Origin of the sequence: Actinomadura sp. NPDC000600 (assembly GCF_040492135.1) — a bacterium.
GTDB lineage: Bacteria > Actinomycetota > Actinomycetes > Streptosporangiales > Streptosporangiaceae > Spirillospora.
This window is the reverse complement of sequence record NZ_JBEUPD010000003.1, coordinates 184,459-204,320: the sequence shown is the minus strand read 5'-3', so window position 1 is coordinate 204,320 and position 19,862 is coordinate 184,459. Positions and strand designations below refer to the sequence as shown.

Below are 19,862 nucleotides of genomic sequence, written 5' to 3'. Positions count from 1 at the left end.
GGCGGCCGCGTTCCTTCCCGGCGCGGGCGGCGGAACGGGCTCGGTCACGACAACGGGCTCGGTCACGAGAACGGTCCGGGCTTGACGAGCTTGCGCGCCGTCTCCTCGTCCGTCGGCCCCTCGCCGAAGGAGGGGCACAGCCGCGCCAGCGGGCACGCTCCGCAGGCGGGGCGGCGCGCGTGGCAGATCCGGCGGCCGTGCCAGATCAGCCGGTGGGACAGCATGGTCCAGTCCTTGCGCGGGATCAGGGTGCCGATCTCCTCTTCGACCTTCACGGGGTCGTCCTCGGTCGTCCAGCCGAAGCGCCGGGCCAGCCGGCCGAAGTGGGTGTCGACGGTGATGCCGGGGACGTCGAACGCGTTCCCCAGGACGACGTTGGCCGTCTTGCGCCCGACGCCGGGCAGCTTGACGAGGTCTTCGAGGCGCCCGGGGACCTCGCCGCCGAACTGGTCGCGCAGCGCGGCCGACAGCCCCATGACCGACTTGGTCTTGGCGCGGAAGAAGCCGGTGGGCTTCAGGATCGCCTCGACGTCCTCGGGGTCGGCGGCGGCCAGGTCCTCCGGGGTGGGGTACTTGGCGAACAGCGCCGGGGTGGTCAGGTTCACCCGCATGTCGGTGGTCTGCGCCGACAGCACGGTGGCGACCAGGAGCTGGAAGGGGGTGCCGAAGTTCAGCTCGCAGTGCGCGTCCGGATAGGTCTCGGCCAGGATCCGGTTCATCCGGCGCGCCCGGCGCACCAGCCCCAGCCGCGTCTCGTCCTTCCATTTACGGGCCCGCGCCTTCGGGGTCGCCTCCGTCGCCATACCGGCCAGCCTAGAGCCTCGCGCCCCGGTTCCGGCCGAGGGAAAGTCGCGCCGAACCCCGTAATGGGCAAGGGGGCGCGCCGTCTCCAACGGGCACGACGTCCCCCGAAGGAGATCTCATGTCCGACCTCAGCCAGGTGGTCCGCCTTCCGGTGCGCCGGATCGAGCTCGACCTGTCGTTCGAGGGCGCCGCCCGGATCGCGGGTGATCTTCGCGAGCACGTTCCGGACATCGCCGCGGAGGCGGTGTGCCGGATCGAGCGGCGGCTGCCGGAGTTCTTCCGGCCGCACGATCCCCGCTACTCCAAGGCGACGCAGCGGTGCGTGGAGCGCGCCGTCGACCACTTCCTGGAGCTGATGGCCGACCCCGCCGCCCCGTCGGCGGAGGTGGCGGAGTTCTGGCGGCAGGTCGGGGTCGGCGAGGCCAGTGAGGGGCGGACGCTGGACTCCTGGCAGGCGGCGACGCGGATCGGGACGGGCCTGGCCGTCGAGCGGCTCGCCGATCGCGCGGAGCGGGTCGGCCACCGGATGAGCCCGGCAACCGTCGCGGCCATCGCCAACGCGGCGCTCGACTACGTGAACCAGGTGGCGGCGATCGTCGCGGAGGGCCACGCGGACGCCGCCGCGCGGGCCGCGGGCGCCCGCCAGGAGCACCGCCGGCACCTGCTCGACCTGCTGCTGAACGGGGCCTCCTCCGCGGAGCTGAAGGAGGCCGCGCGCGAGGCGGACTGGGCGCCGCCGCGCACGCTGGCGGTCGTCGCCCTCCGCGAGAACGGCCCGGACGCGCGGCATCCGGCGCTGCCCCCGGACGTCCTGCCTGGCCTGCACCTGGGGGAGCCGTGCCTGGTCGTCCCCGACCCGGAGGGCCCCGGCCGCACCCGGATGCTGGAGCGGCAGCTGCACGGCTGGACGGCCGCGATCGGCCCGGCGGTCGGGGTCGACGAGGTCGGCACGTCCCTGCGGCTGGCGCGCGAGACCCTGGAGCTGGCCTGCCAGGGCCTGATCAGCGGTTCCTCGCCCATCCCGGCCGAGCGGCACATGCCGATCCTGGTGATGATGCGGGAGCGGGCGCTCGTGGAGAAGGTGATCGCCCGGCGGCTGGCGCCGCTGCTGCGCGCCCGCCCTGCGCAGCGCTACCGGCTGGCCGAGACGCTGCTGGCCTGCCTGGAGCACGGGTTCAACGCCACGGAGGTGGCAGGCCACCTGCACCTGCATCCGCAGACCGTCCGGTACCGGCTGCGGCAGCTCGACGACCTGTTCGGGGACGCCGTGGAGGCGGCGTCGGACCGGCTGGAGCTCCACATGGCCCTGCGCGCTTGGCTGGCCCTCGACCCCGAGCCGGCCGCAGCGCGCGACGACCTGGGCTACGGGTGACCCGGATGCGGTCAGCCGGCGGCCTCGACGGCCCAGCCCTGGGCCGCCATGCCCGCGTAGGAGGACGGTTTCAGCGTCACCGGTTTCAGGCCCGACCAGCTCGCCTGGAGGTAGTAGCCGTCGCCGTTGGCGAGGCGATAGACCGTGGGTGCGAACCGCACGAGCTTCCAGACCTGGTGCGCGCCCCCGCAGGGGGCCATGACCACCGAGTATTCGCTGCCGCCCTCCCAGGGCACGCCCGGGGCGGGCGCGCCGCGGGCCATGCATCCGCGGGTGGAGTTGCTCACCAGGGTGAAGCCGCCGGAGGTGTTCCTGCGCTTCCACCCGGTCGCAGGGTCGGAGCAGGGGCGCTGCACGACCGACGTGCCGCTGGGCGCCAGGCACGATTGCAGGGTCGTGTTCCGCACGCGGAAGGGCCCTGCGCCGGCCCCAGCACCGGCGCCGCCCGAGCCCCGGCCGCCGTCGGTGGACCGCTTGCCGACGGTGTAGTCGGGCCGGGGGACGCGATCCGGGGCCGAGCTCGACGGGACGGCCGTCGCGGGAGGCGGCGCGGCGTGCGGGCTCTCCCCCGGACCTCCGCCGACCACGGTGAACAGGATGATCGCGCTGCCCGTGGCGACGCCCCCGGCCACCGCGGCCGGAAGGGCCCAGCCGGGCAGGGACGCCGCCGGGGCCAGGGAACCGAGCGGGCCGAGCGACGCCGACGGAGCCCCCAGCAGGACGGCGCCGATCGGCAGGGCGCGCCGCAGCCGCCCGTTGAGGTCGGCCATCTCCCGGGACGCCCGCCTGCACTCCTCGCAGGACTCCAGGTGCTGCCGCAGGGCCCGGCTGCGGCGGCGGCCGGGACGGCGGACGCTCGCGGCGAGCTGGGCGGTGAACTCGGCGCATTCGGGACGCCCTCCGGAGCCGGCCGCGAGGAACGCCTGCCGGAGCCCCTCACGCGCGCGGAACGCGAGCTGGGAGACGGCGCCCTTCTCCATCCCGAGCAGCTCCGCGACCTGCCCGACGGGCTCGTCCTCGATGACCGTGTACCAGAGGACGGTCTGCCATCGTTCGGGCAGCGACCGGAAGGCGCGGACGAGCGCGTCCAGCTCGTCGAGGTCCGGCGGCTCGTCCTCGGGGGCCGACGCCCATTCGGCGACCTCGTCGGTCACGACGGTGCGGCGGGCGCCGCGGGCCCAGTCGACGGCCGTGTTCCGCACGACCGTGTAGAGGTAGGGACGGCAGGCCTCCCGGGGACCGCCGCCCTGGCGCATCGCCGCGAACGTGCGGGTGAACGCCTCGCTGGTCAGGTCCTCCGCGAGGTGCTGGTCGCGGACCAGCCCGCGCGCGTACCGCAGGACCGCCGTGTGGTGCCGCCGGAAAAGCTCGTCCGACGCCGCCTCGTCACCCTCTCCGGCGGCCGCCAGAAGGTCGGCGTCCGGCCGCGTTCCCACGCCCGCTACCACCGCGCCATCCAACCTAAGGCTCGCATCTCACCACAACCTTCAGAGGTCACTTGCTCACCACACGTGGAGACATTTACCTTTCGCGTGCATTACGGCATTTTGTAGGCAATCTTAAAAAGACATGACTGTTCCTCAGTGTTAGGGTCACCGCATGATGCTCGACTCCTCGCGCTGGACGGCGACCCTCGCCGGACGGCGCGTGCTGATCACCGGCGCCGCGCGGGGCATCGGCGCCGCGCTCGCCGCCCGCCTGCACGAACGCGGCGCGCGCGTGGCGCTCGCCGGCCTGGAGCCCGAGCTCCTCTCCGCCGTCGCCGCCGAGTGCGGGGAGGCCCCCTGGTGGACGTGCGACGTGACCGACCGCGGCACGGTCGAGGACGTCGTGAACAGCGCCGTCCAGGAACTGGGCGGCCTTGACGTGGTCGTCGCCAACGCGGGCGTGGCCGCGCAGATGCCGGTCATAGGCGGCGACCCGTCCGTCATGGAGCAGAGCCTGCGGGTGAACGTGCTGGGCGTCTACAACACGGTCCGCGCGGCCGGGCCTCACGTCAGCCACGAGCGCGGCTACGCCCTGGTCGTGTCGTCCCTGGCCGCGGCCGTCAACGCGCCTCTCCTCGGCGCCTACAGCGCGTCCAAGGCCGCCGCGGAGGCGCTGGGCAACACGCTGCGGGCCGAACTGCGTCCGTGGGGCGGGAAGGCCGGCGTGGCGTACTTCGCCGAACTGGACACCGACATGACGCGCCGGGGGTTCGGGACCGAGGCCGCGTCCGCCCTCATGGAGGCGACGCCGAAGAGCAGCATGGTCTTCGGCGTCGCGCCGCTGAAGGTCGGGATCGACGCGCTGGAACGCGGGATCGCCCGCCGGTCCAGGCGGATCGTCGCCCCCTGGTGGGTGGGCGGCGTCCTGCCGGTCCGGATGGCCGTGCAGCCGGTCGCCGACCGCGTCGTGCAGCGCGGGCTCCGCGACATCCTGGAGGTCGCGAGGCGCGAGCGGGTCGAGTTGACCACGCCGCAGCCGGAGCCCGAGCGGTGACGGCGCCCCGCGCCACTCCCGGCGGCCTCCGCGAGGTGGGAGTGGTCAACTGGCTCGCCTGCCGCGTCGCGGGCAGGGCCGCCGGGACCGGGCCGCCGAACCTGTTCCTGACCCTTGCGCGCCGCCGCGGGCTGTTCCGCGGCTGGCTGTGGTTCGCCGGACGGCTCATGCCCGGCGGCACCCTGCCGCGCCGGGACACCGAACTCGTGATCCTCCGCGTCGCCCACCTGCGCGACTGCCGCTACGAGTTCGACCACCACGTCCGGCTCGCGCGCCGCGCGGGCGTGCGCGAGCCGGACGTGGAACGCGTCCGGTCCGGCCCGGACGCCGACGGCTGGACGCCCCGCGAGCGGGCGGTCCTCGCCGCCGCCGACCGCCTCCACACCGAGCAGGACCTCGACGACGAGACCTGGACGCGGCTCCGCGCCCACCTCACCGAGGGCGAGTGCGTGGAGCTGACCATGCTGGCCGCCCACTACGAGATGCTCGCGACCGTGATCACCGCGCTGCGCGTCCAGCCCGACCGGCCCCGCCGCCCCGCCGGAGGCCGCTGACCGGAACGTCCGACCGGCACGTCCAGGAGGTCCCCCCATGCGCACCCGAGCCCTCGTGATCACACTGACCCTGGCGGCGACCTCCACCGGACTCGCCGTGCCCGCCCGCGCGGCCGGGCCGGCGGTCCGCTTCAGCGACTCCGGCGGCATCCACGTCGTGAGCGTGCGACGCATGGACGACCGCCAGTACGCGCTGCGCGTCAGCACGGCCGCGCTGGGCCGGGCCGTGGACGTCCGCGTCCTGCTGCCGACCGGCTACGACCGGCGACCCGACGCGCGCTTCCCCGTCCTCTACCTGTTCCACGGGACGGGCGGACGCGCCTCCGACTGGGTCGACCGCGGCGACGCCGAGAAGACGACCGCCGGACGGCCGCTGATCACCGTGATGCCGGACGCGGGCTTCGACGGCGACGGCGGCGGCTGGTTCACCGACTGGGCCGACCCGCGCACCGCACTCGGACCGTCAAAGTGGGAGACCTTCCACGTCGACCAGCTCATCCCCTGGATCGACCGCAACCTGCGCACCGTGCCCCGGCGGGAGGGCAGGGCCGTCGCGGGGCTGTCGCAGGGCGGGTTCGGCGCGATGAGCTACGCCGCCCGGCACCCCTCCCTGTTCGTGTCCGCCGCGTCCTTCTCGGGCGCGCCCGACATCGCCTACGACCCGGTCGTCTCCGTCGGCGCGGCCGGCGTCGTGTCCTACATCGCGGCCGTCGAGGACGGCGTGCACCCGGACGCGATCTTCGGCTCCCGGCTCGCCAACGCGGTCAACTGGCGCGGCCACGACCCGGCGACCCTCGCGCCGAACCTGCGCGGGATGCGGCTGGAACTCCGCACCGCCACCGGCGTCCCGGGGCCGTTCGACCCGCCCGTCCCGGACCCGGCCGCGATCGGCATCGAGGCCCTGACGCACGCCTCGACCGTCAGCTTCCACCGGCGGCTGGAGTCGCTGGAGATCCCGAGCCGCTACGACGACTACGTGCTCGGCACCCACACCTTCCCGTACTGGGCCCGCGACCTGCGGCGGCACATGGGCCCGCTGATGCGCACGTTCGCCGCCCCGCCGCGCCCGCCCGCGACGGTCTCCTACCGGTCGATCGACCCGACCTGGTCGCAGTGGGGCTGGACGGTCTCGCTCAGGCGGCCGAAGGCCCAGCAGTTCAGCGTGCTGGCGGACGCCTCCCCGAGCGGGTTCGCCCTGCGCGCCGCCGGGACCGCCACCGTCACGACGCCCGCGTCCTACCGTCCCGGCGCACGCCTCGTCATCGGCGTGACGCGGGGGAGGACGCACAAGACCATCACGACCAGCGCCGGGCCGTCCGGGCGGCTCACCTTCACGCTCCCGTCCGCGCGCGGCACCGCGACCACGCTGGTGCGGATCAGCCGTCCAACACGCCCGAGCGCAGCAGGAGCCGCACGTGCTCGATGACCGGACCCCTGATCGCGCGCAGCGCCTCCATGTCGCCCGCCGCCACGGCCGGGGTCACCATCGAGCTCACCGCCGCCACGATGACCTCGCACGCGAACCGGCCGGCGTCGCTCGTCACGCCCATGAGGTCGGCGAGGCTCCCCGCCAGGTCGCGCTGGATGCGCGTACGCCGCCGGACGGCCTCCGGACCGGCCGCATAGACCTCTACCAGGAAGAGCCGCGCGTACGCGGGCTCGGACGCCAGCGCCTCCAGGTAGGCGGTGAAGACGCGCTCGAACAGTTCGGCCACGTCGCCATCGCCCTGCGCCGCCCCCCGTTCGGCCGCGTCGCCCTCCTCCTCCTCCTGCATCGCCGTCTCCAACCGGCGGAACAGCAGCACGCCCGCCTGGTCGAACGCGGTCATGAAGCAGTCGAGCTTGGAAGAGAACAGCGCATAGAAGCTCTGCCGGGACACCCGGGCCCGCTTCAGGACGTCTTCGACCGACGTCCCTACGAACCCCTTCTCCGCCATCGCCGCCGCCATGGCGCCGCACAACCGGTCGCGGTGCACCCGCTCGACCTCCGAGCGCGACAGCGCGTGACGGCCCCTGGGCAGGCGGCGCGGGGTTGGCCGGGGCTCGGACGACTGCATCGACTCAGGTTAAGGCACGGCCGCTACCCTGCCCGGGACATCCCATAACAGGTGATGAGACCGGTGTGACGGCATTCACCCGGTGGTCCGTACACTGGGCGAACGGGACCGCGGCCGCCCCGCGGGGCGGATCACCCCGGTCCCCGTTTCGGCGCGCCGTGACCCTGCCTTCACGTCCGCGGTGGGACGTGCGTCACACTAGGAGTAGGTGTTCGAGGAGGAATAGCGTGACCGATCGCGACGTGGACGTTCTGAGCAGAGCCCCGCTCTTCGAGGCGCTCGACGAGCAGGGCGCCAAGGCGCTGCGCGCCAACGTGACCGAGGTCCGCCTCGCCCGCGGGCAGACGCTGTTCAACGAGGGCGAGACCGGGGACCGGCTCTACGTCGTCCTCGAAGGCAAGATCAAGCTGACCAGGACGGCGCCGGACGGCCGGGAGAACCTGCTGAGCGTGCTCGGCCCGAGCGAGATGTTCGGCGAGCTGTCGCTGTTCGACCCGCGCCCCCGCACCGCGAGCGCCATCGCGGTCACCGAGTGCCGCCTCGCCGGCCTCGGCCACGACGACCTGCGCCCCTGGCTCACCGGCCACCCCGAGGTCGCCGTCCAGCTGCTCCGCGCGCTCGCGCAGCGGCTCCGCAAGACCAACGACGTGATGGCCGACCTCGTCTTCACCGACGTGCCCGGCCGCGTCGCCAAGGCGCTGCTCGACCTCGCCGAGCGGTTCGGCCAGCCGTCCGAGGCGGGCCTGCACGTCCACCACGACCTCACCCAGGAGGAGCTGGCGCAGCTCGTCGGCGCGTCCCGCGAGACGGTCAACAAGGCCCTCGCCGACTTCGCCCAGCGCAACTGGCTGCGCATCGAGGCCCGCGCCGTCGTGATCCTCGACATCGAGCGCCTGCGCAAGCGCTCCAAGTAGCGGACCGGTCAGACAGCCCCACGCTCGGCGAGGTAGTCGAGCTGGGACTGGACCGACCACTCGGCCGCGGGCCAGAGCGACCTGTCCACGTCGGCGTAGACGCGCTCGACGACCTCCCGCGCGGTGCGCGCGCCCGCGGCGACGGCGGCCTCGACCTGGGCGAGGCGCTCGCGGCGGTGGTCGATGTAGCGGTCGAGGACGGCGATGGGGTCGTCCAGCTTGGGCCCGTGACCCGGGAGGATCGTCGCGGCCTCCATGTCGGCGGAGAACCGGCGGAGCCGGTCCAGCGAGCCGAGGTAGTCGCCGAGCCTCCCCTCCAGCACGGTCGTCCCGTACCCGAGGACGGTGTCGCCGGTGAGGACGGCGCCGTCGGCCGGGAGCCAGAACGTCAGCGAGTCGTGGCTGTGCCCCGGCGTCTCCATGATCCGCAACTCCAGGCCGCCCGCGGTGACCACGTCGCCCTCGGCGAGGCCCTCCTCGCCGAGCCGGTGCCGGGGGTCGAGCGCCCGCACCTTCACCCCGCCCCCCGCCAGCTTCGCGAACTTCCCCGCGCCCGCCGAATGGTCGGGGTGCCCGTGCGTGAGCAGGACGAGACCGACCCGCCGCCCCTGGGCCTCCACCGTGCCGAGGACGCGCCGGAGGTGCTCGCCGTCCTTCGGACCGGGGTCGACGACGACGGCCTCGTCCGCCCCGGGCTCGGCGATGATCCAGGTGTTGGTGCCGTCCAGGGTCATGGCGGACGGGTTCGGGGCGAGCACGCAGGTCGCCCGTTCGGTACCCATCCCGTCGATCTCCGTCATATCCCCCATCCTGCCCGAGGCCCGATCGGGGTGGCGGGCCGGGTTCCAGCCGAGCCGCTCCAGCCGCCGGAGCGCGGAGGTGCCCGCCAGCCGCCACAGGACGGCCTGGCTCAGCGGCACCCGGCGGGACACCTCGTCACCCCTGCGGGTAGTGCCGCGCGACGTCCTCGGGCAGCACCAGGTACGCGTCGCCGTCGACGATCTCCGCGGCCGGCTCGTACACGACGATCTCGCGCTGCGCGGCCAGCACGTCGGCCACCGTCTCGAACTCGGCCAGCTCCGCCAGCGTCGCCACGGTGGGCGGGAGCATCATCCACTCGCCCCGCGCGGCCCGCTCGGCCGCCTCCGCCGGGCGCACCCAGGCGACCTGGTCGGCCTCGGTGCTGACGTCCCGCGCCCGCTGCCCCGCCGGCATCGCGGCGACGAAGAAGCGGGTGTCGTAGCGCTTCGGCTCGATCTTCGGGGTGATCCAGTGCGCCCACGGGCGGAGCAGGTCCGAGCGGAGCACGAGCCCTCGCCGGTCGAGGAACCCGCCGAACGACTGGGAGCGGTCCAGCAGCGCCTGCCGGTCGGCCTCCCAGTCGTCGCCGCGCGTGTCGTCCACCACCGTCTCGGCGGTCGGCCCGGCGAGCAGCACGAGCGTCTCCTCGAACGTCTCCCGGACCGCCGCGCAGACCAGCTCGCGGGCCAGCGTCTCGTCGGCGTCGAACGCCTTGCCCCACTCGGCGGGGGACGGCCCGGACCAGCCCAGCGCCGCCTCCCCGTCGCGCGGGTCGACCGAACCGCCGGGGAACACGTAGGCGCCGGGCGCGAACGCCATCGACCGGACGCGGCGCAGCATGAACGCCTGCAGCCCGTGCTCGTCGTGGTCGCGCAGCACGACCACGGTCGCCGCGTCCCTGGCGGGCGCCGGCTCGGTCCGGCCTGCCAGGATGTCCTCGACCCGGCCCAGGAACGATTCGGGCAGCTTGAGTCCGTTGGTGATCCCCATGGCGAGTCATTCGGACATACCGAATGGCGTTCCGTCAAGCCCGGGGTCTCACTCGACCTCGGCGATCAGCTCCACCTCGACCGGCACGTCCCGCGGCAGGACGGCGACGCCGACGGCGCTGCGCGCGTGCCTGCCCGCGTCCCCGAACACCTCGGCCAGCAGGTCGCTCGCCCCGTTGATCACCTGCGGCTGGCCGGTGAAGTCCGGCGCGCTGGCGACGAACCCGACGACCTTCACGATCCGCACGACCCGCGACAGCTCGCCGACCTCGGCCTTCAGCGCCGCGATCGCGTTCAGCGCGCAGATCCGCGCCTGGCGGGCCGCCTCCTCGGCGCTCACCTCGGCGCCCACCTTCCCGGTGGCGCCCAGCTCGCCCTTGACCAGGGGGATCTGGCCGGCGGTGTAGACGAGCGACCCCGTCCGCGCCGTCGGCACGTAGGACGCGACCGGCGGGACGACCTCCGGCAGCTCGATCCCGAGCTCGCGGATCCGCTCTTCAGGCGTGCTCATGCTGCTCCTCTTCGTTGAGGGTTGCGTCGGGGGCTGCTACTGGACTTCGCGCTTGAAGTAAGCCACGAGGTTCTCCGGGTTCGGGCCCGGCAGGACGGTGACGAGCTCCCACCCGTCCTGGCCCCAGTTGTCGAGGATCTGCTTGGTCGCGTGCACCAGCAGCGGAACGGTCGCGTACTCCCACTTCTTCATGGCCCTCACCCTAGCGATCGCCATTTCCGAACCCCGCTCGAACCCGCTGTTCACAGGACGGCCCCGGCGCGGCGGCCGGTCGCCCGGAGACGGCCGCGCGGTCCCCGCTGACAGGCCGGGCCGGGGACGGTCAGCCGGTGGTGCGAGGTCGGTCAGGGCGCGCCGCGAATCTCCTGTCCGACGACAGCGACGAACGGAGAGAACGATGAGCAAGAGCGTGCTGATCTCGGGTGCGAGCATCGCGGGCCCGTCCCTGGCCTACTGGCTGGCGCGGTACGGGTACGACGTCACCGTCGTGGAGAAGGCGGAGGTGATCCGGCCGGGCGGGCAGGCCGTCGACTTCCGCGGCGAGGTGCACATGCGGGTGCTGGAGGAGATGGGCGTGCTGGACGAGATCCGGCGGCGGCAGACCGATGCCGGCCCGCTCGACCTCATCGACGCCGCGGGACGGACGCAGGTCAGCCTCCCCGACTCGTTCACCGGCGGGGACGTGGAGATCCACCGGGGCGACCTCGCCGAACTCCTGTACGAGCTGACCCGGCACTCCGCCAGGTACGTCTTCGGCGACTCGATCGCGTCCATGACCGAGACGGCGGACGGCGTGCACGTCACCTTCGAGCGCGGGGCTCCGCGCACGTTCGATCTGGTCGTCGGAGCCGACGGGCTGCACTCCAACGTCCGGCGCCTCGCGTTCGGCGACGAGTCGCGATTCGTGAAGGACTCGGGCTACCACGTCGCGATCTTCGAGGCGCCGAACCGGCTCGGCGTCGACACCGGCAAGCTCTACAGCGAGGTGGGGCGCGGCGTGTCGGTGTACCCGACCCGCGGCGGTGCCGGCGCGAACGTCATGTGCGTCTTCGCCGACGCCGACCTGGAGCCGCACCGCCGCGACCAGGACGCCCAGAAGCGGGCGGTGGCCGAGAGGCTCTCCGGCATGGGCTGGCACGCCGGAGCCCTCATGCGCGACATGTGGGACGCCCCGTACTTCTACTGCGACTCGATCAGCATCGTCCGGATGGACGCCTGGACGAAGGGGCGGGTCGCCCTGCTCGGCGACGCCGGCTACGGCGCCACCTGCGGCGGGATGGGGACCGGCCTCGCGGTCGTGTGCGCGTACGTCCTCGCGGGCGAGCTGGCCGCGGCGGGCGGCGACCACCGCGCCGCGTTCGCCGCCTACGAGAAGAGCATCAAGAAGTTCACCACCGCGTGCCAGCGGGTCGCGGGCGGGGTCGGGCCGTTCTTCGCCCCGAAGAACGAGCGCGCGCTGCGCCGCCGCAAGACGGTCTACCGGGTGCTGACCGCGGGCCCGTTCATCAAGCTCCTCAACAAGCTGACCACGCAGGCCGCCACGTCGATCAAGCTTCGGGAGTACCCGGAGCCGGCCCGTCCGGCCGCGTGATCGGGCTACCCGCCGCCTCCCCCGGGCGCCACGGCGGGCGCTGCGTCGTAGCGCTCGCGCGCCGCGTGGATCTCCTCGATGTGGCGGCCGGCCCACTCCTGGATCGAGGAGAGCAGGGGCACGATCCGCTCGCCCAGCAGCGTCAGCGTGTACTCGACCTGGACGGGCACGGACGGGGTCACGCTCCGCGCGACGAAGCCGTCCCGCTCCAGGGAGCGAAGCGTCTGGGTGAGCATCTTGGCGCTCACGCCCGGGAGGGCCCTGCCGAGCTCGGCGTACCTGCGTGCGCCGTTCGCCAGGTCGGAGAGGACGAGCATGCTCCATTTGTTGCCGATGATCCCCATCAGCTGATGGGTGGGGCATCCGTCCATGTAGGCCTCGAACGCCGCCTTCTCCTGCTCGCGCCGCTCCGCCGCCGTCATCGTGGCCATGCCGCTGGATCACCTCCGGGTACCGAACGCACTCCGAAGTAACTTCTTCCGGCCCGCGGCTGTTCCGGCGAAAGTGGTCGGTGCGGGGCTCTCCCCTGACCCACATCCCTTAAGGAGTTGTCGTCATGCGCGCGATCATTGTGAGGACCCCTGGCGGGCCCGACGCGTTGGAGCTCACCGACGTCCCGGAGCCCGTCCCCGGACCCGGTCAGGTGCGGATCCGGGTGGCGGCCGCGGCGGTCAACCCGGTCGACGCCGCGACCCGCTCGGGGGTGCTGGCCGACGCGGGACTGATGCCGCCGTTCGGCGCGCGGCCCTCGGTTGGCATCGGCTGGGACGTCGCCGGAACCGTCGACGCGGTCGGGCCCGGCGTGGCGCGGATCGCCGCCGGCGACGAGGTCATCGGCCTCAAGGACCGGCTCGACCTCCCGACGGGCGCCTACGCTGACGCGATCGTCCTGGACGCGGACGCCGTCGCCCCCGCCCCGCGGTCCGTGCCCGCGGTGGAGGCGGCCACGATCCCGCTGAACGCCCTGACCGCGCTGCAGGCCCTCGACCTGCTCGACCTGCCCGCGGGCGGCACGCTGCTCGTCACGGGCGCCGCGGGCGCCGTCGGCGGATACGCCGTGGAACTGGCCGCCCACCGCGGGCTCCGCGTCGTCGCCGCGGCCTCCGCCTCCGACGAGGCCCTGGTGCGCGGATTCGGCGCGGAGATGTTCGTCCCGCGCGGCGAGCACCTGGGCGACGCCGTCCGCGCCCTCGTCCCGGGCGGCGTGGACGGCGCGCTGGACGCCGCCCTCCTCTCGGTCGCGGCCCTGGACGCCGTCCGCAACGGCGGGGCGTTCGCGGCGGTGAACGCCGGCCCGGCCACCCCGCTCCCGCTACGCGGCATCACCGTCCACAACGTGTGGATACGCGCGAACGGAGCCCAGCTCACCCACCTCGCAGCACTCGCAGACCTGGGCCGCCTCACCCCCCGCGTAGCCGACGTGCTCCCACTATCCGAAGCGTCCAAGGCCCACGAACGCCTGCAAGCAGGCGCCCTACGCGGCCGCCTGGTCCTCACCCCGTAGTCCCGCCAGCCACCCATGGTGGTGGGGGCCTGTGCGGCCGCCCGGTCCTCAGCTGTCAGGGCCGCCGGGGCGGTTGGTCTCCTCTTCGGCTCGGAGCATTACTCGGCGGAGGAGGTCGGAGAGAGTGCGGCGCTCGCCGGGGTCGAGGGCGCCGAGCAGGCGGTGCTCCTCTACGCCTAGGCCGTCCATGGCGTCGCGCCAGGCGGAGCGTCCGGCGGGGGTGAGTTCGACGACGACCCGGCGGCGGTCGGTGGCCGAGGGGGAGCGGCGGACGAACCCGCGGCGCTCCAGCGCGTCCAGCCGCCCGGTGACCGAGTTCGGCGGCATGGCGAGGTCGGCGGCGAGCTGCGAGGGCGCGGCGGTGCCGTGCCGCCCGGCGAGCGCGTGGAGCGTGTCGAACTCGTGCGGTTGCAGGCCCGAGGCGGCGAGGAACTCCTCGCGGACCTGCCGGATGTGCTTCACGAAGAAGACCATCCGGGTCACGGCGCCTTCGATGTCGGGATCGAGGTCGGACACGATCGGCGCCCACCGCGCCACATGGTCGTCCGTCCGGTCCCTCTCGCCCATGCAGGGATCGTAGTCCTCTCGGTGATTCGGTGAGGAATAATTCGTTGCCGATTAGTTCGTCAGCGAACTACATTGTCGGACCATGAGCCACCCCCTGCGCGGCCGGGACTTCCGGTTGCTGTTCGCCGCCCGCGTCCTGTCCCTGACCGGGGACGCCGCCGTCCCCGCCGCGCTCGCGCTCGCCGTCCTGCGCGCGACGGGCTCCACGTCCGCGCTCGCCCTCGTGCTCGGCTGCGCGATGGTGCCCCGCCTGCTCCTGCTGCCCCTCGGCGGCGTGCTCGCGGACCGCCTCAACGCGCGCGGCGTCGCCCTCGCGACCGACCTCGTCGGCGCCGCGGCGCAACTGTTCGCCGCGCTGGAACTCCTGAGCGGCGAGCCGCGACTGTGGCATCTCGCCGCGGCCCAGGCGGTCGGCGGCGCCGCCTCGGCCTTCCAGGTGCCGACCGTCTCGCCCCTGGTCGCCGGCACCGTCGAGCCGTCCGGGCTCCAGCGGGCCAACGCGCTGATGGGCGTCGCCAACGGGGCCACCCGGCTCGCCGGCCCCGCCCTGGCCGGGACGTTCGTGCTGACCGTCGGCCCAGGCTGGACGTTCCTGCTGGACTCGGCGTCGTTCGCCGCGAGCGCGGCGCTCCTCGCCGTGACCCGCGTCCGGCACGTCCCGATCCCGCGGCGCTCGCTGCGGGCGGACCTGGCGGAGGGCTGGTCGGAGGTCCGCTCGCGCGACTGGTACTGGACGAGCCTGATCGCGCACGGCGTCTGGAACGGCACGTCCGCCGTGCTGCTCACCCTCGGGCCCGCCCTCGCCGTCGAGCGGCTCGGCGGCGAGGGGGTCTGGATCGCGACCGTCCAGGTGGGCGCGGCCGGGCTGGTCGTCGGAGCGCTGCTGGCCGCCCGCGTCCGCCCGCGCCGTCCCGTCCTCGTGGCGAACGCGGGCCTCGCCGCCCTGGCGCTGCCCCTCGCCCTGTTCGCGGCCGCCGCGCCCGCGCCGCTGCTCGTCGCGGCGTACGGGGTGGCGCTCACCGGCCTCGGCGTCCTCAACCCGACCTGGGAGACCGTGGTGCAGATGACCATCCCGCCGCAGGCGCTGGCGCGGGTGACGTCCTACGACTGGCTGCTGTCGCTGGCCGCGGCGCCCCTCGGCTACGCGCTCGCCCCGTGGGCCGCGTCCGCCTGGGGCGCCTCGGTCCCGCTGTGGACGGCGGCCGTCCTGGTGGGCGCGACCTGCCTGGGCACGGTCGCGGTGCCGGGCGTCCGGCGCCTGACCATGCCCGAGGCCGTGCCGGACGCCGCGGCCGCGGCGTCCGGGCCGCGATGACTCCGGCGGGTCAGCGGGGAGGCTGCGGGCCCTCCCCGCCGTGGCCTTCCGGGGTCTCGGACGGGCCGCGGCCTTCCCGGACCTCGGGCATGCCAGGGGTTTCGGGGGTGCCGGGCGTGCCGCCGCCGATGCCGCGCCGCTGCTCCTCCTGCGGCGCGGACACCGCGGACTCGCCGCGCTTGGGCTCGTCCAGCCCGATGACCGGCGGGACGTCCTCGGCCGACTCCAGCGTCGACGGCTGCTCCGCCGCCTTGGCCAGCTCCTCCTCGGCCCGCGCGAGCCGCTCGCCGAGGTCGGGCTTGCCCTCGCCGCCGTCCTCGGAGCGGCCCGGGCCGCCCGCGGCGCGCTCGAAGAACCGCAGGATCTCCACCGGCAGCGGCATGACCAGCGTGCTGTTCTTCTCGGCGGAGACCTCCACGACCGTCTGCAGCAGGCGCAGCTGGAGGGCCGCCGGGTCCTGCGACATGATCTCCGCGGCGGCGGCGAGGCGCTTGGACGCCTGGAACTCGCCGTCCGCGGTGATGATGCGGGCCCGGCGCTCCCGCTCCGCCTCCGCCTGCCGGGCCATCGACCGCTTCATGCCCTCCGGCAGCGAGACGTCCTTGATCTCGACCCGCTCGATCAGGATGCCCCACGGGCCCTCGGTGATCTCGTCGATGATCGCCCGCAGCCGCATGTTGATCTTCTCGCGCTCGCCGAGCAGCTCCTGCATGTCGGCCTGCCCGATCACCGACCGCAGGGACGTCTGCGCCACCTGCGAGACCGCGTACCCGTAGTTGTGCACGTTCACGATCGCCTTCACCGGGTCGATCACCCGGAAGTAGACGACCGCGTCGACGCGGACGCTCACGTTGTCCTGGGTGATGCCGTCCTGGCCGGGCACCCCCATCGTGATCGTCTGCCGGCTGACCTTCTGCATGCGCTCGACGATCGGCACGATCACGGTCAGGCCGGGCGTGCGCACCGCGCCGGGGCGCAGCTGCCCGTTCCGCTGGACCTGCCCGAACCGGAACACGATCCCGTGCTCGTACTGCTGGACGATCCGGATCGACGACGACAGGAGGATCAGGCCGACGACGATGACGACGAGCAGGACGACCAGGGCCACCGCTTCCATCACGGCACCTCTTTTCCCATGGGAGCCCGGGCCCCGGGGAACCGCCCCCGGAGCTCCGGCGGGCGTCTGGACCCGTCAGGGTTCAGACGGAACCGTCCACAGCACGGTTCACGTTTTCCAGCTAACCGCGCGGGCAGGCCGAATGACAACGTCCGGGCGGCGGAACCGTGTCAGGGATCACTTGCATGAGGGCGACCGCCCCCTCAAGTGTTCGACGAGTGAGCGATATGGTCGATCGGGTGAGCGCGAGAGACACCGACTGGGACGGCGTACGCCTCCATGTGGTCACCGGCAAGGGCGGGACGGGCAAGACGACCGTCGCCGCCGCCCTCGCCCTTGCCCTGGCGGCCGGCGGCCGCAAGGTCCTGCTCGTCGAGGTCGAGGGGCGCCAGGGCATCGCCCAGCTGTTCGACTGCCCGCCGCTTCCCTACGAGGAGCGCCGCGTCGCCGTCGCCCCGGACGGCGGGGACGTCTACGCGCTCGCCATCGACACCGAAGAGGCGCTCATCGAGTACCTCGAGATGTTCTACAACCTCAAGCGCGCCGGGAAGGCGATGACCAAGCTCGGCATCGTCGACTTCGTCACCACCATCGCCCCCGGCCTGCGCGACGTCATCCTCACCGGCAAGACGTCCGAGTCGGTGCGCCGCAAGAAGAAGGACGGCTCGTTCGTCTACGACGCCGTCGTGATGGACGCCCCGCCCACCGGCCGCATCACGAAGTTCCTGAACGTCAACGACGAGGTCTCCGGCCTCGCCAAGGTCGGCCCCGTCCGCAACCACGCCGACACCGTGATGAAGGTCGTGCGCAGCCCCGAGACCGCCGTGCACTTCGTCACGCTCCTGGAGGAGATGCCCGTCCAGGAGACGATGGACGGCATCCGCGACCTCACCGCGGTCGGGCTCCCGGTCGGCGGCGTGATCGTCAACATGGAGCACCAGCCCGTCCTCGCCGAGGACGACCTCGCCGCGGCCGCCGCCGGAGCCCTGGATCCGGGCGACATCGTCCGCGGCGTCAAGGCCGCCGGCCTGGAGCACGACGCCGAGGCGATCGCCGCCCTCCTCGCCGAGGAGGCCGCCGACCACGCCCGCCGCACCGCCCTCCAGCGCCGCGAGAAGGAGCGCCTGGACTCGGTCGACCGGCCCCGCTACACCCTCCCCCTGCTCTCCGACGGCATGGACCTGGCCGGCCTCTACGACCTGGCCGCCGCCCTCCGCAGCCAAGGTGCCGCATGAACGCGCCCGTCCCCGCCGCCGCCCACGGGCCCCGCCGCGGCGTCTCCTGGGTAAGCCTGACCGCCCGCGAGGGCGGGACCGACCGGCAGAGGTGAACCGATGAGCCAGACCAGCAAGACCCCTCCGGTCCTCGACGTCGACGGGCTGCTCGACGACCCGCGCACGAAGATCATCGTGTGCTGCGGGTCGGGCGGGGTCGGCAAGACCACCACGGCCGCGGCGCTCGGCGTCCGGGCCGCCGAGCGAGGCCGGGACGTGGTCGTCCTCACCGTGGACCCGGCGCGCCGGCTCGCCCAGTCCATGGGCCTGTCGGAACTGGACAACAGCCCGCGCCGGATCGACATCGACGGCGACGGCGAGCTGCACGCCATGATGCTCGACATGAAGCGGACCTTCGACGAGATCGTCGAGGCGCACGCCGACCCGGACCGGGCCAAGCAGATCCTCGCCAACCCCTTCTACCAGTCGCTGTCGTCCAGCCTGTCGGGGACGCAGGAGTACATGGCGATGGAGAAGCTCGGGCAGCTGCACCGCTCCGGCGCCTGGGACCTGATCATCGTCGACACCCCGCCGTCCCGGAACGCGCTGGACTTCCTGGACGCCCCCGAGCGGATGGGCCGCTTCCTCGACGGCCGGTTCATGAAGATCCTCGCCGCGCCGGCCAAGACCGGCGGCCGCTTCGGCGTCAAGGTGATCAGCGCCGGGTTCGGCATGTTCACCGGCGTCATCAACAAGGTCCTCGGCGTCCAGCTGCTGCGCGACGTGCAGACGTTCGTCGCCGCGTTCGACACCATGTTCGGCGGGTTCCGGGAGCGCGCCGAGAAGACGTTCAAGCTGCTCCAGACCCCCGGCACCGCGTTCCTCGTCGTCGCCGCGCCGGAGCCCGACGCCCTGCGCGAGGCGTCCTACTTCGTCGAGCGCCTCGCCGAGGAGCGGATGCCGCTCGCCGGCCTCGTGGTCAACCGCGTCCACGAGTCGGCCGCCGACACGCTGTCGGCGGCCCGCAGCCAGGCCGCCGCCGAGACGCTGGAGGAGCGCGGCGAGCACACGCTGACCGCGGCCCTGCTGCGCCTGCACACCGACCGCATGCAGCTCGCCGCCCGCGAGGAGCGCCTGCGCGACCACTTCGCGTCGACGCACCCGACCGTGCCGGTCACGGCCGTTCCGGCGCAGGCGGAGGACGTCCACGACCTCGAAGGCCTGCGCCAGGTGGGCGAGGACCTGGCCGCCCCCACCGCGTCCCCCACCGCCGCCTGAGCCCCGCCCGGGCCAACGACGGCAAGCCCTGTCCGGACGGTCCACGCGCCAGGAGAAGCGCACTCTCCCGATTCAGCACCACGGGAACTGTACGCATGCGACCGGCCTCGGCCGTTCGGCCGCCCCCGCGCTCTGATCAGCGGAAACGGCCATGCGCGCGGCGACTGGCCCGTACCGGAAAGGTGGTACGGGCCTGTCGGCCACGCTTTATTGGACCGTGCCGGTCCTTGAACCGCTGCATGGACGGGCCGTGCGGCCCGTCGAACTCAGCTGGCGACGAGCTCTTCCTCGTCGACCTCCGCCGACCGCTCGTACTCTTCCTTCGCGGTCTCCAGCAGGTCGCGCCACGAGCGCACATCCGGCCGCCGCCGAAGCAGAGCACGGCGCTCCCGCTCCGTCATACCGCCCCACACACCGAACTCGATCCGGTTGTCCAGAGCGTCGGCGAGGCACTCCGTGCGCACCGGGCAGCCGCGGCAGATGAGCTTGGCTCGGTTCTGCGCCGCACCCTGCACGAACAGAGCGTCCGGATCCGCGTTACGGCAGGCGGCGCGGGCGGTCCAATCCGTGATCCACATCTTGGCCCCACTCCCCTAGGGTCTGTGTCGATTTGCGCTCCTTGGCCGGACGGGCGCGGACGTCAGGCCGCCAAACGAAAGCCGTGGGGAAGAACTTACGGAAGCGAGGGACGTTTCAACAGCCCCCGTTGGGCCCATTCTCGATATAGCCCACCGGGGCCATACCGCCGGAACGGACTAGTTACCTGTAGTTGACGCGCCGGGGACGGCGCCGG

General features: G+C 73.4%; 21 protein-coding genes. 10 read left to right on the top strand and 11 right to left on the bottom strand.

Going from position 1 to position 19,862, the window contains the following annotated elements; translation table 11 throughout:
- Positions 1-62: 62 nt before the first annotated feature.
- Positions 63-803, bottom strand: coding sequence for an endonuclease III (gene nth / locus ABWI07_RS06135; RefSeq protein WP_149264358.1), 741 nt, complete (start codon positions 801-803; stop codon positions 63-65).
- A 119-nt stretch (positions 804-922) separates the two neighbouring features.
- Here nth and ABWI07_RS06130 point away from each other — a divergent pair, with 119 nt between their 5' ends.
- The gene (locus tag ABWI07_RS06130) at positions 923-2,176 is read left to right on the top strand and encodes a PucR family transcriptional regulator (protein WP_149264357.1); all 1,254 of its coding nucleotides are present in this window, start codon (positions 923-925) and stop codon (positions 2,174-2,176) included.
- A gap of 11 nt (positions 2,177-2,187) precedes the next feature.
- Here ABWI07_RS06130 and ABWI07_RS06125 read toward each other — a convergent pair whose 3' ends face one another.
- A complete protein-coding gene (locus ABWI07_RS06125; protein WP_353817879.1) occupies positions 2,188-3,612 on the bottom strand; it encodes a sigma-70 family RNA polymerase sigma factor in 1,425 nt (474 codons plus the stop codon).
- 163 nt (positions 3,613-3,775) lie between these two features.
- Here ABWI07_RS06125 and ABWI07_RS06120 point away from each other — a divergent pair, with 163 nt between their 5' ends.
- The 3 genes from ABWI07_RS06120 to ABWI07_RS06110 are packed head-to-tail and all read left to right on the top strand — an operon-like array spanning position 3,776 to position 6,637.
- On the top strand, positions 3,776-4,657 hold the full coding sequence (locus ABWI07_RS06120; RefSeq protein ID WP_353817878.1) for an SDR family NAD(P)-dependent oxidoreductase: 882 nt from the start codon (positions 3,776-3,778) through the stop codon (positions 4,655-4,657).
- Complete coding sequence (locus ABWI07_RS06115; protein ID WP_149264355.1) at positions 4,654-5,211, top strand: carboxymuconolactone decarboxylase family protein; 558 nt, start codon at positions 4,654-4,656, stop codon at positions 5,209-5,211. Before ABWI07_RS06120 ends, ABWI07_RS06115 begins: the two co-directional genes overlap by 4 nt.
- Before the next feature lie 37 nt (positions 5,212-5,248).
- Positions 5,249-6,637 carry an alpha/beta hydrolase gene (locus tag ABWI07_RS06110; protein ID WP_149264354.1) on the top strand — a complete coding sequence of 463 codons (1,389 nt, stop codon included), beginning with the start codon at positions 5,249-5,251 and terminating at the stop codon, positions 6,635-6,637.
- Here the strand turns inward: ABWI07_RS06110 and ABWI07_RS06105 are convergent.
- Positions 6,588-7,268, bottom strand: a complete 681-nt coding sequence (locus tag ABWI07_RS06105; protein WP_353817877.1) for a TetR/AcrR family transcriptional regulator — start codon at positions 7,266-7,268, stop codon at positions 6,588-6,590. The genes ABWI07_RS06110 and ABWI07_RS06105 overlap by 50 nt on opposite strands.
- A gap of 227 nt (positions 7,269-7,495) precedes the next feature.
- Here ABWI07_RS06105 and ABWI07_RS06100 point away from each other — a divergent pair, with 227 nt between their 5' ends.
- Positions 7,496-8,182, top strand: a complete 687-nt coding sequence (locus ABWI07_RS06100; RefSeq protein WP_067483689.1) for a Crp/Fnr family transcriptional regulator — start codon at positions 7,496-7,498, stop codon at positions 8,180-8,182.
- Positions 8,183-8,190: 8 nt separating this feature from the next.
- On the opposite strand, the gene ABWI07_RS06095 is transcribed toward ABWI07_RS06100, so the two are convergent.
- The 4 genes from ABWI07_RS06095 to sp36 are packed head-to-tail and all read right to left on the bottom strand — an operon-like array spanning position 8,191 to position 10,675.
- Positions 8,191-9,114 (bottom strand): MBL fold metallo-hydrolase, encoded by a 924-nt coding sequence (locus tag ABWI07_RS06095; protein WP_235037383.1) that lies wholly within the window; start codon positions 9,112-9,114, stop codon positions 8,191-8,193.
- A gap of 4 nt (positions 9,115-9,118) precedes the next feature.
- Complete coding sequence (locus tag ABWI07_RS06090) at positions 9,119-9,973, bottom strand: NUDIX hydrolase (RefSeq protein ID WP_149264352.1); 855 nt, start codon at positions 9,971-9,973, stop codon at positions 9,119-9,121.
- 48 nt (positions 9,974-10,021) lie between these two features.
- Complete coding sequence (locus ABWI07_RS06085) at positions 10,022-10,483, bottom strand: RidA family protein (RefSeq protein WP_149264351.1); 462 nt, start codon at positions 10,481-10,483, stop codon at positions 10,022-10,024.
- 36 nt (positions 10,484-10,519) lie between these two features.
- Entirely contained in the window at positions 10,520-10,675 is a 156-nt protein-coding gene (gene sp36 / locus ABWI07_RS06080; protein ID WP_149264350.1) for a Sp36 family protein, read from the bottom strand.
- Between the two features lie 205 nt (positions 10,676-10,880).
- On the opposite strand from sp36, the gene ABWI07_RS06075 reads away from it, so the two are divergent.
- Positions 10,881-12,074, top strand: a complete 1,194-nt coding sequence (locus tag ABWI07_RS06075) for an FAD-dependent monooxygenase (RefSeq protein ID WP_149264349.1) — start codon at positions 10,881-10,883, stop codon at positions 12,072-12,074.
- 5 nt (positions 12,075-12,079) lie between these two features.
- Here the strand turns inward: ABWI07_RS06075 and ABWI07_RS06070 are convergent, their stop codons facing one another.
- Complete coding sequence (locus ABWI07_RS06070) at positions 12,080-12,505, bottom strand: winged helix-turn-helix transcriptional regulator (RefSeq protein ID WP_149264348.1); 426 nt, start codon at positions 12,503-12,505, stop codon at positions 12,080-12,082.
- A 125-nt stretch (positions 12,506-12,630) separates the two neighbouring features.
- Between ABWI07_RS06070 and ABWI07_RS06065 the strand changes: the two genes are divergently transcribed.
- Positions 12,631-13,578 (top strand): NADP-dependent oxidoreductase, encoded by a 948-nt coding sequence (locus ABWI07_RS06065; protein WP_353817876.1) that lies wholly within the window; start codon positions 12,631-12,633, stop codon positions 13,576-13,578.
- Positions 13,579-13,626: 48 nt separating this feature from the next.
- On the opposite strand, the gene ABWI07_RS06060 is transcribed toward ABWI07_RS06065, so the two are convergent.
- On the bottom strand, positions 13,627-14,145 hold the full coding sequence (locus ABWI07_RS06060) for a MarR family winged helix-turn-helix transcriptional regulator (protein WP_353817875.1): 519 nt from the start codon (positions 14,143-14,145) through the stop codon (positions 13,627-13,629).
- An 82-nt stretch (positions 14,146-14,227) separates the two neighbouring features.
- Here ABWI07_RS06060 and ABWI07_RS06055 point away from each other — a divergent pair, with 82 nt between their 5' ends.
- On the top strand, positions 14,228-15,460 hold the full coding sequence (locus tag ABWI07_RS06055) for an MFS transporter (RefSeq protein WP_353817874.1): 1,233 nt from the start codon (positions 14,228-14,230) through the stop codon (positions 15,458-15,460).
- A 10-nt stretch (positions 15,461-15,470) separates the two neighbouring features.
- Here ABWI07_RS06055 and ABWI07_RS06050 read toward each other — a convergent pair whose 3' ends face one another.
- Positions 15,471-16,577, bottom strand: coding sequence for a slipin family protein (locus tag ABWI07_RS06050; protein ID WP_149264344.1), 1,107 nt, complete (start codon positions 16,575-16,577; stop codon positions 15,471-15,473).
- Between the two features lie 239 nt (positions 16,578-16,816).
- Between ABWI07_RS06050 and bagA the strand changes: the two genes are divergently transcribed.
- Positions 16,817-17,812, top strand: coding sequence for an ATPase BagA (gene bagA, locus ABWI07_RS06045; protein ID WP_353817873.1), 996 nt, complete (start codon positions 16,817-16,819; stop codon positions 17,810-17,812).
- A 99-nt stretch (positions 17,813-17,911) separates the two neighbouring features.
- Positions 17,912-19,069: an ATPase BagB gene (gene bagB, locus ABWI07_RS06040; protein WP_149264342.1), complete on the top strand. Its 1,158-nt coding sequence runs from the start codon at positions 17,912-17,914 to the stop codon at positions 19,067-19,069.
- A gap of 266 nt (positions 19,070-19,335) precedes the next feature.
- Here bagB and ABWI07_RS06035 read toward each other — a convergent pair whose 3' ends face one another.
- Entirely contained in the window at positions 19,336-19,647 is a 312-nt protein-coding gene (locus tag ABWI07_RS06035) for a WhiB family transcriptional regulator (RefSeq protein ID WP_141579858.1), read from the bottom strand.
- Positions 19,648-19,862: the final 215 nt, after the last annotated feature.